This window comes from Phreatobacter sp. GW821-FHT04C01 (genome assembly GCF_059420385.1).
Map to the genome: position 1 here is coordinate 159052 of NZ_JBWKTP010000013.1, position 13184 is coordinate 172235.

Consider the following 13184-nt stretch of genomic DNA (forward strand, 5'->3'; position numbering starts at 1 on the left):
CGAAACCGGGGCGGGCGCGTTGCGGGCGCCCGCCCGAATTCCTCAGCCGTCAGAACGAAATCCGGATCGCGCCCGATCCGTGGAAATCGTCGCCACCGCGCCGCCCCACGGTCCGGGACAGCGTGGCGGACAGGGCGACATTGGCGTTGATGGCGGCGGAAAAACCGCCGGCGACGCGTCCGTAGATGGATCTCGGCGCGCCTGGAACCGTCCAGGCATTGACGATGAGCGGCGCCGAGTTCGCCTGATAGGCGATGATGCGCCCATTGCCGAGCAGGTCGTGTTCGACGGTCAGGTTCAGATAGGGCGTGATGATCCTGTCGTCGTACCGGACCGTGGCGCGCAATTGCCCGCCGAGGCTGCCGACGAGAGCCTGGGCCACTTGCGGGCCGACCTTCAAGGTCAGCACGGGATCACCGACCTCGGAATAGCCGTTCACCCGGGCCCACGCATAGGTCAGGCCGCCGATGGGACCGGCCTGGACCGGGCCGATGTCGAAGAGGTAGCCGAGCTTGCCGGCCGCCACCGCTGTTGTTCCATCCGGCCGCGAGGCGAGCGTATCGACCACGCCGGGGCGTGTGTTGCGCGAGTCCTGGCGGCCGACGGTGGCGAGCCCCTGGGCGAAGAAGTTCGCGTCGGCCCAGGCGCCGTAGAGACCGAACTGATACGAATGGGCGTCCAGGGTGCCGGCCCCGTCGCGCAGCCGAGCCTTCGGATTGGCGTAGTCGAAGGCGGCTCCGACAAAGGCGTTGGCGTTGATGCGATATTCGAGGCCGAGCGTGCCGCCGACGCTGTCGAGCTGATAACCGGCCGATGTCGCCGAACGCGACCGCTCGCCGATGGCGCCATTGGCTTGCATGTAGAATGACCAGGGGCTGGCGAGCGGCGAGCGCCCGAACGCCACCGGTGCCAGCGGGCCACCCGCAGAACGGGGCGCGGGCGCAAGGACGGACGCCTCACGGAACAGGTCGAGCCTGCCGAACAGCGTCGCGGCAAAGCCCATGGCGGTGCTCAGGGCCAGATCGCCTTGCGGCGCGAAGGTGAAAGGGGCGTTGAGCCGGTTGACGATATAGGCGGCGAAAATGGCAAAGCCGCGCGATGTCGGATGCACGCCGTCGAAATAGTAGAGATATTGGTTCTGCAGCGCCGGATCTCCGACGCAGGCGACCGGGCAAACGCCGACATTGGCGATGCCGTAGAGCGCGGGCGACGCCTTGATCTGGCGGACGATCATCGCGGTGTCGATCAGCTCGACACGCACGCCGGTGCGGGCGACGGCCGCCAGACCCGCCTGCATCAGGCCATTGTAATCGCGGCTATAGGCGGTGCCGATGGCCGCCAGGGGCGTTCCGGCCGATGCCGGCGCGGCGCCGGTATCTCCCGTGGTGACGACGAATGTTCGTGCGCCTGCGCCGACCAGCGCATTGACGCCGGCCAGCGCCTGGCTGGCGCTGGTCGCGGCGGCGGCGGGAACGCCGGCAAGCGTGCCGCCGCCCTGGTAGAAGACGCGGACGTCGTTGCCGCCGATATTGAGCGTGACGAGGTCGGTTGGCGCGATCCTCTGCCCGGCGACGAAATCCTGCCACTGCTGCGCGAAGCCGGGGATGCCGGGCAGGGCCAGATTGATCGAACCCGTCGTGGCGCCGCCGATCGCGTGGCTGACCAGCGGAATGCCCAGCAGCTGCGCGGTCGTGTCGACATAATTGGTACCGCCGCTGAACCGCCCGGTGGGATATTGGGGCAGGTTGGGCAGGCCGAGCAGCCTGAAGAAATTGCCGGTATCGGCCCAGCTGTCGCCGAAGGCGACGACCTTGGTGAACGGGCTCTGGGCCCTGGCTTGCCCGGCTGCCGCGAGCAGTGCGGCGCCCCCCAGCAGCGCCCCACCGCAGATCAATCCCATGCGTATCGTCCTGTTCATTGCGTCGCCCTCCCGGTTGTTGGTCTTGGTGTCGTCAGGTCGCGTGGGCGCGAGCCGCGGCTTTCGCACGCGGCGCCCTTGCGGTGGTTGGGGCCGGCGCGCCCGGCGAGGGGCGGCGGCGCGCCGGGCGAAGTCCGCCCGGCCTCTCCATGCTCGCGTCGCGTGATCGCGTCGCCGTTCGGCCGTTTCGCTCCTATCAATCAGCCGACTGATTGATGAGCGGACCGTGCCGTCTCGCCTGGTGCACTCTCGAGATCTGCGGGGGTCTGCGCCCGCCTGTGAATGAAGGGGGATCGTCCTGCCGGCGGGTCGATCAGCGGGTGGGCGCCGCGCCCTGCGCCGGAACGCCGGACCTGGTCATCCGACGAGGTTCTTGGGCAGCAGTCCGTGCACGCCCTTCTCGCCGTTCACCGCTTGGGTCACGCGAAAATCGACGCATAGCGAACAGAGCTGGTAGGCATGGGCAGGCGACAGACCGGTGCGGTCGCCGATGAAGGTGATCATCTCCCGCAGGGCCTGTCTCAGGGCCTGGTCGAGATCCTCGCCGAAGCCCATGCTGATGAAATGGCTGGGGGTTTCGGCCCTGGGAAAGCGCAGGCGGGGGGCACGCGGGCCGCCGCCCTTGTGAAGGGTCAAGGTGAACCGGCCGGTGAGGCACATTTCCAGCGCGGTCACCGACACTTCGCCATCGCCCTGCAGGCCATGCCCGTCGCCCGCCGAGAACAGCCCGCCCTCGGCGTGAACCGGCAGGAACAGGGTGCTTCCCGCCACCAGTTCCTTGTTGTCGAGATTGCCGCCGTGGCGGCGCGGCTCCTTGGACGAGATCCGGCCGTAGGACGCCGGCGGCGCCACGCCCATGACCCCGAAAAACGGCGCGGTCGGCAGGGTCATGCCCCAGGGCAGCCGGGCCAAACCCCTTTTGCGGTCCACGGCGACATGCGTCAGGACCATTTCGGGGAAGTCGTCGGGCAAGGTGCCGGCCAGCGGGCGGATATAGGTGTAGCCCCAGTCCGATCCGAGATCGACGGCGTCGATGCCGATCTCCAGCATGTCGCCCGGGGCCGCGCCGGCGATACCGATCGGTCCGGTGAGGATGTGTGGAGCGAGCGAGGGCAGGCCGGCGTCGAGCACATGCCGGAGCGCGGCGGGAACCGTCATTCCCAGGCCGGCCGGCGGCAGCAGCGAGGTCTTCCCGGAGACGGTCTCCAGGATGACGGTGTCGCCTGACGACACTGTCAGGATGGGCGGAAATTCGCAGTCGAACATGCCGATGCGGACAGTGTCTGGCGTCGCCGCCACGCGATGCAAAGCCAAGATCGCCTCCTTCCAGCGCGATGTCGGGATCGGTCATGAAAGCCTGGGCCGGCCGCCGGTCGCGGCATCCGGGCCGTCGTCCAGGTGACAGGCCGACACATGCCCTGGGCCGACCGGCCGCAATGCCGGCTCCTCGGTCCGGCAGCGATCGAAGGCCAGGGGGCAGCGCGTGTGAAAGCTGCAGCCCTTGGGCGGATTGATCGGGCTCGGCACGTCGCCGCTCAGGATGATGCGTTGGCCGCCGGCCGCGCGCGGCCCCACCAGGGGCGCGGCGGATAGCAGCGCCTTCGTGTAGGGATGCCGCGGCGTCGCGAACAGGGCGCTGCGGGGCGCCAGCTCGACGATCTTTCCCAGATACATGACGGCGACCCGATGGGCCATGTGCTCGACGATCGCCAGGTCGTGGCTGATGAACAGCAAGGCGAGCCCGAGCTCCTCCTGCAGGTCCTGCAGCAGATTGACGATCTGCGCCTTGACCGAGACATCGAGGGCCGAGACGGCCTCGTCGCAGACGATCAGGTCCGGCTCGGCCGACAGGGCGCGGGCTATGCCGATGCGCTGCCGCTGGCCGCCGCTGAATTCGTGTGGCCATCGGTCGGCGGAATCGCGCGGCAGGCGGACCTTGTCCAGAACCTCGGCGACCCGATGATCGATGTCGGCGTGTCTCAGGTCCGGCCAGAAGTTCCGGATCGGTTCGGCGATGATCTCGCGGACCTTGAGACGCGGGTTGAGCGACGAGAAGGGGTCCTGGAAGACGACCTGCAGCCGCTTGCGCACCGGGCGAAAGGCGCCCGGGCCGAGATTGTCGATGCGCCCGCCGTCGAGGCTCACCTGGCCATCCGTGACCGGGAGCAGGCCGAGCACCGCGCGGCCGACCGTCGACTTGCCGCAGCCGCTCTCGCCGACCAGCGACAGGGTCTCGCCTCGTTCGATCGAGAACGACACGCCGTCGACCGCGCGCAGGCGGGCGGCCCGACCGAGCCCGGTCCGGACGGGATAGTATTTCTTCAGGCCTTGGACATTCAGCAGAGGCTGGGTCATGCCGCCACCTCGGCGCTTGCCGGTGCATAGTGACAGGCGGCGAGATGGCCCGCGGCCTTCGCCGCCAGCCGTGGCGCGACGTTGCGGCACAGGTCGGTCGCCGAGCGGCACCGGCCGGCAAAGGCGCAGCCGGTGATCTTGTCCTTGAGGCTCGGGACCGTTCCGGGAATCTCGGCGAGGCGCCCGCCGGAGCCTGCCCGGTTGGCGCCGAGCGCCGGAACCGCGCCCAGCAGCCCCTGCGTATAGGGATGCCTGGGTGTGCCGAAGAGGTCGGTGGTCGCGGCCGCCTCGACCACCTGGCCGGCATACATGACAAGCACCCGCTCGGCGACCTCCCAGACCACGCCGAGATCATGGGTGATCAGGATGATCGCGGTTCCGATCCGCTGCTTGAGATCGCGCATCAGCTCCAGGATCTGTGCCTGGATCGTCACGTCGAGCGCCGTGGTCGGCTCGTCGGCGATCAGAAGCTTGGGGTCGCAGGCCAGAGCCATGGCGATCATCACCCGCTGGCACATTCCGCCGGAGAGCTCGTGCGGATATTGGCCGATGCGCCGGCGCGGCTCCGGAATGCCCACCAGGGCCAGCATCTCGACCGCCCGGTCTTGCGCCGGGCCGCCCCGCAAGCCCTGGTGGAGGCGCAGGGTTTCGCTGATCTGCCGCCCGACCGTCAGGACCGGGTTCAGGCTCGACATGGGGTCCTGGAAGATCATGCTGATCGCATTGCCGCGAATGCTCCGCATCTCCGCCTCGGGCAAGGTGAGCAGCTCGCGGCCCTGGAAGCGAATGCTTCCGCCGAGGCGCGCCGGGGGCTCCGGCAGAAGTCGCAGCATCGACATGGCCGTGACCGACTTGCCGCTGCCGCTTTCGCCGACGATGGCGAGGGTTTCGCCGGCGTCCACGTGGAAGCTCAGGCCGTTCACGGCGCGGGCCACCCCGTCCGGCGTCAGGAAATGCGCCTGCAGGTCTTCGACCGCCAGCAAGGGCGTGTCCTTGTGCATCGTCATGATGTCAGGCCTTCCTGCTCATGCGCGGATCGAGCAGATCCCGCACGCCGTCGCCGAGCAGGTTCATCGCCAGCACGGTGACGCAGAGAAAAAGGGCAGGGAACAGCACGAGATGCGGCTTGACCTGCCAGATGCCGCGCCCCTCCGCCATGATATTGCCCCAGGAGGGAATGCTGGACGGGGTTCCCGCGCCCAGGAAGGACAGCGCCGCCTCGATGAGAATGGCGCTGGCGCAGATGAAGGTCGCCTGGACGGTCAGCGGGCCGACGACGTTGGGCAGGATGTGGCGCATGATGATGGTCGGCGTGCGGGTGCCGCAGGCGATGGCGGCTTCCACATAGGGCTGCTCGCGGATCGCCAGGACAGCGCCGCGAACGACGCGCGAAACCCGCGGTATCTCGGTCACCGTGATCGCCAGGATGACGTTCTCGATACTGGCGCGGGTCAGCGCCATCAGCGCGATGGCCAGCAGGATCGGCGGCACCGCCATCATACCGTCCATGACCCGCATGAGGACATTGTCGGCCCAACGGACATAGCCGGCGACCAGTCCGACCGCCAATCCGATGCCGCAGGCCAGCAGCGCGACGGAAAACCCGACGATGAGCGAGACGCGCGCGCCGTACAGGACGCGCGAATAGACGTCGCGCCCCAGCATGTCGGTGCCGAACCAGAACTGCGCCGAAGGGTCCTGCTTGCGCAGCACGGGCGCGACCGAGGCCGGATCCTGGGTCATGAGGCCGGGCGCGAAGATCGCGATCAGAACCATGGCCAGCAGCATGAGGCCGCCGACCAGCATGGTCGGATGGCGCCGGACCAGGCCGTGCAGGCCACGGGCCAGGCGAATCTCGGGAAACAGCTCTGGAAGCTGTCTTGCGGCGACCGCGCCTGCGCGGTGGGCCACAGCTTGATCTGCGGGATAAGCGGTCAATACCGAACCCTCGGGTCAATCAGGATGTAGACGAGGTCAATCAGCAGATTGACGAAGACATAGGTGAACGAGAAAAACAGCACGACGCCCTGGATGACCGGATAGTCGCGCCGAAGGATTGCATCGGCGGTCAGCCGGCCAAGACCCGGTATGGCGAAGACGCTTTCGGTCACCACGGCGCCGCTGACCAAGAGCGCCATGCCGATGCCGACCACCGTGACGATCGGGACCGCGGCGTTTTTCAGGGCGTGAATATAGAGAATGCTGGTGCGGCCCAGGCCCTTGGCCTTGGCGGTGCGGATATAGCCCTGCTGGAGAACCTCGAGCAGCGTCGCCCGTGTCGTGCGCGCGATGATCGCGACATAGACGCCGCTGAGGGCCAGCGACGGCAGCAGCAGGCCCTGCAACCAGCCGGCGACGCCCTCCGACAGGGGGGTGTAGCCTTGAACCGGCAACAGGCCGAGCTGCAGGCCGATGCTGTAGGCGAGCAGATAGCCGAGCACGAAGCCGGGAATGGAGAAGCCGAGCACCGCTGTCGTCATGACCGTGCGATCGATCCAGCTGCCGGCCCGGGCGGCGGCGGCGATGCCGAGCGGCACGCCGATCGTCACCGCCACGACCAGCGTCACGATCATCAGCGACAGCGTCGGCTCGACCCGTTCCGCCAGCAGGGCGGCGACCGGCAGATTGGTGAAGATCGAGCGTCCGAGGTCGCCGCGCAGGATGCGCCAGGCCCAGTCCGCGAACTGGACGAGGAACGGCTGGTCCAGCCCGAGGGAGACGCGGATGCGGTCGAGCTCGGCCGGGCTCGCATGATCGCCCGCGACGAGAACTGCGGGATCGCCGGGCGCGATATAGAGCAGGCTGAAGACCATGAGCGCGACCACGGCCATGACCGGGATGGTCGACAGGATCCGCCGGATCAGGAAGAGGGGCATGGCGAACCTCCCGTGTCGGCGATGATGGGCGGGTGCCTCGCGCTCAGGCCGAGCGATTGCTCGAGCGCCGCCGACACCATGAGCAGGCGCTGCTCCGAAAACCACGGGCCGACCAGTTGCAGGCCCGCGGGCAGGCCGGCGGCGGTGAACCCGGCCGGCGTGGAAAGGGCGGGATGGCCGGTCAGATTGAAGGGATGCAGCGCGGCGGCCCATTGCGGATAGGAGCCCGGATAGCCGGGATCGATCGAGTCCAGCCGGGGGGCCGGCGTCGTCACCGTTGGCATGGCCAGGACGTCGTAGCGCTGCAGCAATCCTTGCACCGCACGAAACAGCGTGGTGCGCCGATCGCTGGCGGCCATGAGGTCGAGCGCCGACCATCCGCGGCCCTGGGCGATGCCGGCGCGCAGCGTCGCGGTCATCCTGTCGCCGGCGGCGTCGAAGATGGGACCATAACGCCGGGCGCGGACCGTGCTCGCCAGCGTCGCATAGATGGAATAGAGGCCGTCGAAACAGGCCTCCTTCACCTCTTCGACCACGGCGCCCAGGACCGACAATCGCGACATCGCGGCTTGCGTCAGGGCCAGCACTTCGGTTTCGGTCCGATACTCGCCGAAATGGGCGATCCAGCCGACCCGCAGGCCGCGGATCGACATCCGTTCCGGCTCGACGGGCGCCGCGAGCGCGAACGGATCGGCCGGACAAGGCCCTTGCATGACCGAGAGCAGCAGCGCGACATCATCCGTGACCCGCGCCATCGGGCCGACATAGGCGAAATTGCCGAAACTATCAGGCGCGGCCTCGTTCGGGATCCGCCCGAGTGTCGGCTTGAGGCCGACAACGCCGTTCCAGGCCGCGGGGCAGCGGATGGATCCGCCGCCGTCGGTCGCGACCGCGAGAGGCGCCAGCCCGGCGGCGAGCGCCGCGCCGGCGCCGCCGCTCGATCCGCCCGGGGAGTGCTCCAGGTTCCAGGGATTGAGGGTCACGCCTTCGGCCAGGTTTTCGGTCAGCACCTTGTGGGCGAATTCGGGCAGCGTGGTCTTGCCGATCACGATGGCTCCCGCTGCCTTGACCCGCCCGACCGCCAGCGCGTCTGTCGCCGGCACGACGGCCTCGGCGGCGATCGATCCGTTGCGGAGCGGCACGCCGGCAAGGCTGACATTGTCCTTGACGGTGATTGGCACGCCATGAAGCGGACCGAGCTCCTTGCCGGACATGACCTCCGCCTCGGCGAGGCGCGCGGCGGCGCGCGCCTCGTCGGGCATGAGCAGGGCGAAGGCGTTGAGCGAGGGATTGAGCCGCGCGACACGCGCCAGCACGGTGTCCGTCACCTCGACCGGCGACAGCTGTCGCGACGCGATCAGGGCGGCCATTCGTGTGGCCGGCATGTCGCAGAGTTCGTCCCGGTTCATGGGATGCCTCAGCCTTTCGACGCCGCATGCGTTTCGGTGATCTTGCCTCGCTCGTCCCGGCCCAATCCCTTGGCGCGTGCGGCTTGCGTGACTTCGTCGACCCAATCCACGCTGCCCGGATCGTCACCGCCGATGATCACCAGGAGCAGGGCGTCGATGGCGCTTTCATTGCGAAAGCCACGCAGCACGCCGACCGGCAGCGAGATCACGTCATAGGGCTCGAGGAACAATTCATTCTCGCCGTGGTCGCCCCATTGCACCGAGAACCGCCCGGTGAGGGGCATGAAGACCTCCACCGTCTTGTGATTGTGCAGGGCGCTTCCCTTGCCCGGACCGGCCCGCACGATGGACAGGTGGAAGCCCTCGACATCGGTGATCGGCGGGCTGATCGAGGGATCCTCGGCGACGCCGCTGCCGATGATGCTGAGCAGCTCGCGCTGATACTGTGGCATCACTGCATCGATCAAAGGCATCGTGCTCGGCCTCAGTTCCTTGAAGATGGCGACGCGCTTGCGCATGTCTTCGACGCTGACCTGACGGTTTGACATTGTCTTCTCCATTGGTGGTGAGCTTGCAGCGCGGTCGTCAGCGCTTCTCGATATTCCAGTAGGGTTGAACATAGGCGTGCAGGACGCCGGCGATATTGGCGCGATAGGCATTCACCACCTCCCATTGCCCGACGGGCACATAGGGCAGGAACTGCCAGAGATGGTCCGCGAAGGGCGCGAAGGCGGCCTTGGCCGAGGCCGCGTCGGTGGCGCGCAGGAAGCGCTGGCGGAGCGCTTCGCCCGCCTCGTCGCAGGGGAAACCCGGCCAGTTCTGGCCGCCGCAGGACAGGTCCAGGGCCGAATTGGTCAGCGGATGAAACCAGATGCTGCCGGTGGCATTGTAGGCGAACAGGTGGTAGCCGCCGGTCGCTGGTGTCCGGTCCTTGTTGCGGACGCGCTGCAACAGCGTGGGAAGGTCGGTCACCTGCAGGTCGACCTTCACGCCGGCCTGGCGGAGGCGCTGGGCCAGAACCTGGGCCACGACATTGTTGGGGCCGGTCGGCGTGCTCAGCAACACGATCGTTTCGCCGCGATAGCCGGCTTCGGCGAGCAGGCGCCGGGCCCGCTCGACATCCAGCCGGCGATAGGGTTCCGCGCCGGCTTCGGTTCCAAGCGCCGTCCCGCAGACGCCGAAACCGTAACAGGTCTTCCAGTCGGCATCGCCGGCGACCGCAGGCATGATCTCGTTCTGGTCGACCAGCAGGGCGATCGCCTGGCGCGCCCGGACGTCGTTGAACGGGGGAAAGCGAAAATTGGGGCGGACGAAGGACACGAAGGGAAGGCCGTTCGGCCTCACGCGCAGGCCGCGGGCACGCAGAAAGGCGATCTGGTCCGGGTCGGCCTCGGCCCAGAAGTCGGCCTGGCCCGCGGCCAGCGCATTCGAGGCGGTCGTCGCGTCGGGCAGGATGAGCCATTCGACCCGGTCGACCTTGACCACCCGTGCGCCGGCGAGACCATCGGTGGGTTCGCTGCGCGCGGGATAGTCGGGATATCGCTCGAACACGACGCGGCTTCCCTCCAGCCGCTCGGCATCGACATAACGAAACGGGCCGGAGCCGATGACCGGTACCGGCATGGGCGTGTTGTAGGGCCGCTTCGCGTCAGCCTCGCGCATGATGGCCGGGATCGGTGATCCCGCTCCGGCCAGCAGAAATTCGACGAGGCCGAAGGGCTCGGTCAGGACCAGGCTGATATTGCGGTCATCCTCGGCGGTCATGGCGGCCAGGCGCGACTTCAGCTGCGCGCCGACCGAGGTATTGTCCATCCAGCGCGCGATGGAGGCGGTCACGTCGCGCGCGGTGACCGGGCTTCCGTCATGGAAGCGCAGGCCGCTCCGCAAGGTGTAGTGGCGCCTGAGGCCGTCGTCGCTGACCGAAAAGCTCTCGACCATCATGGGTTTGGCCGACAGCGTGCTGTCGAGTGCAAAGAGCGTGTCGAACACCATTTGCGCATAGACGCGCGAAACGCGGCTGCTGCCCTGTGTCGGGTCCAGATCGGTGACGTCGCCGCTGACGACGCGCAGCACCTGCGGGCCCTTCTGGGCAGCGGCGCCGCCAAGGCCCGGCGCCAGCAGAAAAGTCGAAAGCGCCACGGCAAAGAGCTTCGGAAATCTCATGGGGCTGCCCTCCAGGTCTCTCGCGAACGTCATGTCGAGAGCCGCGAGCATACAGAGGGCGAATTGGGAGTCAATCAGCTGATTGATTGATTAAATTCAAAGTCCGGTCACGCCCGATCGATCATGGCCTTTCCTGCTGGTTTTCCAGACGGTTGTGAGTGGACGTATGGATTCAGTGGTCCGGCCCTGCAAAGGCATATGTCAATCAGGCGAATGATTGAATAAGAAGCTGAGATGCGCTAGATGCTGGGTCCGGCCGGGGTGAACGAAGCCCCGAGGGGGCATCAGGTCGCTGACGAGGCGCCGCATCCGACGACATCGAGTTTGGGACATTTTCGAAATTGAAAAACCGCAGTCGCGCCTCGGACGAACAGACACCGGAATACTGGATTTCCTCCACGCGCCGGCCGGTCCGGTCCAAGCGGACGCGCGATCCCGAGCGTACGCGGCAAAACCTGCTGGACGCCGCCTACAGGGAGTTCGCACATCTCGGCTATCACGCCGCCAGCATCGCCCGCATCTGCAAGCGGGCCGGCGTCAGCAACCAGATCCTGTCCCATCATTTCGGCTCGAAGGAGAAGGCCTATCTCGCCGTTCTCGAGGCGGCCTATGTGGCGTTCCGGTCGAATGATCCGAGCCTCGACCCGAACGCCGCCGATCCGCTGGCCGCGCTGCGCGACTTCGTGACGTTCATGTTCGATCATGTCCAGGAGAACAGGGATTTCGTCAGCCTGCTGAGCAGCGAAAACATCAACAAGGGCAAGATTATCGGGAAATCGAAGACCTTGAAGGCGATGTACGAACCGCTGATCCAACGGCTCGACGCGTTGGTCAGGAATGGCGAGAATGCCGGGGTTTTCCGAGCGGGCATCGATGCGCGCCAGCTCTATATCAGCATCAGCGCCTTGTGTTTCTTCAATATCTCCAACGCCTACACCCTGTCGGCGGTCCTCGACACGGATCTGACGGGCGACGCAGCCCTCGCGGAACGGCGCCAGCACGTCATCGACTTCGCCATGGCCGCGGTCGTTGCCTAGTGTTGCTGCACGGTGATGATGATGGCTTGATTTCCCCGAGTGGATAAATTCGCGGATGCCCGGGACAAGCCCGGGCAAGACGAGAATTGTCCTCGGAGCGACAGGTGCTGGACCGACCGAGCGCAGAACCCGCGCCGCGGCCCTGCACACAGCAAGATCGACACATCGTCTTGCCCGGGCTTGTCCCGGGCATCCATGAATTGTTGCTCCAGAATCAAACGGTCACAATAACAACCCAGCGATACTAACCGCCTACGCCGGTTCGGTCGGCCGGCGGCGAGGCTTCGCCTGGCTGACGGAAGGCGAGGGGGCCGCGGCCGCGACGCCCCCGGCGGGATCTGCTAAGGTGCCGGCGTCTGACGCGACGCACGGCCCGATGCGGCCGTACCGCCTCCGGCGGCATCCAGGCCATTGCGCATTCCGCGACACCGCGTCCTCGACATGCTCAGTGCAAGGCGGAGCGCCGGTTCGGCGATCCGGCGGGGTTCCGTCGATTCCGCCGAATGCGCGATTCCGCCGAATCCGCCTGTTGTCGCGCAACGGCCGGGTGCAACGGCTGCCGCGGCGGATGACGACGATGGACTGCCGCTGGGCGGGGCAACGGCTTTGCCCGCATTGCCGTTCCGTCATGCGCGCTTTTTCGCAATCTAAGCGAGTATTTTCAGCGTCCACGCCAATCTTCCGCATTCTGGCGTCCCTAGGGTGGGTGTGCTCCATCAAGGCAACCGAAAGTTGCCTCGGGAGCTCGCCGGCTGCGTCGGCGGGGGCACACTCAGCACGCGAGGAGAGGCAATGGCATTCCCCACAGCCGTCAACGACCAGATCACCGACTCGGTGACGCAGGCCAACGTCAAGGTGCTGGGCGACGCGCCCGCCATCGCCATGGGCAATCTCTACCAGGCGACCGCCCAGGCGCTCGCCAATGCGGCCCACAATGCCGCCAACGCCCAGCAGCAGAGCTACGTCACCAGCCAGGCGGCAACGACGATGGGGGTCGCGACCCTCTATTCGCTCGACACCGCGGCCACCGGCGTCGCCACCAAGGACATCCTCACGCCGTCGGTTCGCGGCCTCTAGTCCGCGCCGTCACCCGCAACCGCTCAACCCCAGGCCTTTCGGCCGTTCGACCCCGAAGGCATCATAGGAGGTCCACATGGCATTCCCGACGGCTGTCAACAGCCAGATCACCGACTCGGTCACCCAGGCCAATACCAAAGTGCTGGGCGACGCCCCGGCCATCGCCATGGGCAACCTTTACCAGGCGACCGCCCAGGCGCTGGCCAATGCGGCGCACAACGCCACCAACGCCCAGCAGCAGAGTTATGTCACCGCCCAGGCCGCCACCACCATGGGGGTCGCGACCCTGTACTCGCTCGACACCGCGGCCACCGGCGTGGCGACCAAGGACATCCTGTCGTCCTGACGC

12 protein-coding genes are annotated in these 13184 nt (G+C 67.2%); 3 read left to right on the plus strand and 9 right to left on the minus strand.

Annotation, left to right across the window (positions count from 1 at the left end; genetic code table 11):
- Window positions 1–49 precede the first annotated feature (49 nt).
- The 9 genes from AC07WJ_RS33645 to AC07WJ_RS33685 form a co-directional block, all read right to left on the minus strand.
- On the minus strand, window positions 50–1918 hold the full coding sequence (locus tag AC07WJ_RS33645) for an autotransporter domain-containing protein (RefSeq protein ID WP_494939088.1): 1869 nt from the start codon (window positions 1916–1918) through the stop codon (window positions 50–52).
- Window positions 1919–2275: 357 nt separating this feature from the next.
- Window positions 2276–3232 (minus strand): acetamidase/formamidase family protein, encoded by a 957-nt coding sequence (locus AC07WJ_RS33650; RefSeq protein WP_494939089.1) that lies wholly within the window; start codon window positions 3230–3232, stop codon window positions 2276–2278.
- Window positions 3233–3265: 33 nt separating this feature from the next.
- Window positions 3266–4273, minus strand: coding sequence for an ABC transporter ATP-binding protein (locus AC07WJ_RS33655; protein WP_494939090.1), 1008 nt, complete (start codon window positions 4271–4273; stop codon window positions 3266–3268).
- On the minus strand, window positions 4270–5280 hold the full coding sequence (locus AC07WJ_RS33660) for an ABC transporter ATP-binding protein (protein WP_494939091.1): 1011 nt from the start codon (window positions 5278–5280) through the stop codon (window positions 4270–4272). Before AC07WJ_RS33660 ends, AC07WJ_RS33655 begins: the two co-directional genes overlap by 4 nt.
- 4 nt (window positions 5281–5284) lie before the next feature.
- Window positions 5285–6184, minus strand: coding sequence for an ABC transporter permease (locus AC07WJ_RS33665; protein WP_494939092.1), 900 nt, complete (start codon window positions 6182–6184; stop codon window positions 5285–5287).
- A gap of 23 nt (window positions 6185–6207) precedes the next feature.
- Complete coding sequence (locus tag AC07WJ_RS33670) at window positions 6208–7149, minus strand: ABC transporter permease (protein ID WP_494939093.1); 942 nt, start codon at window positions 7147–7149, stop codon at window positions 6208–6210.
- On the minus strand, window positions 7134–8558 hold the full coding sequence (locus tag AC07WJ_RS33675; protein ID WP_494939094.1) for an amidase: 1425 nt from the start codon (window positions 8556–8558) through the stop codon (window positions 7134–7136). Before AC07WJ_RS33675 ends, AC07WJ_RS33670 begins: the two co-directional genes overlap by 16 nt.
- A gap of 8 nt (window positions 8559–8566) precedes the next feature.
- Entirely contained in the window at window positions 8567–9076 is a 510-nt protein-coding gene (locus tag AC07WJ_RS33680) for a cupin domain-containing protein (RefSeq protein WP_494939095.1), read from the minus strand.
- 67 nt (window positions 9077–9143) lie between these two features.
- Window positions 9144–10721 carry an ABC transporter substrate-binding protein gene (locus AC07WJ_RS33685; protein ID WP_494939096.1) on the minus strand — a complete coding sequence of 526 codons (1578 nt, stop codon included), beginning with the start codon at window positions 10719–10721 and terminating at the stop codon, window positions 9144–9146.
- 341 nt (window positions 10722–11062) lie between these two features.
- Between AC07WJ_RS33685 and AC07WJ_RS33690 the strand changes: the two genes are divergently transcribed.
- The 3 genes from AC07WJ_RS33690 (at window position 11063) to AC07WJ_RS33700 (ending at window position 13181) form a co-directional block, all read left to right on the plus strand.
- Window positions 11063–11758: a TetR family transcriptional regulator gene (locus AC07WJ_RS33690; RefSeq protein ID WP_494939097.1), complete on the plus strand. Its 696-nt coding sequence runs from the start codon at window positions 11063–11065 to the stop codon at window positions 11756–11758.
- 792 nt (window positions 11759–12550) lie between these two features.
- Window positions 12551–12835, plus strand: coding sequence for a RebB family R body protein (locus AC07WJ_RS33695; RefSeq protein WP_494939098.1), 285 nt, complete (start codon window positions 12551–12553; stop codon window positions 12833–12835).
- Window positions 12836–12911: 76 nt separating this feature from the next.
- A complete protein-coding gene (locus AC07WJ_RS33700) occupies window positions 12912–13181 on the plus strand; it encodes a RebB family R body protein (RefSeq protein WP_494939099.1) in 270 nt (89 codons plus the stop codon).
- The last annotated feature ends 3 nt before the right edge of the window (window positions 13182–13184 follow it).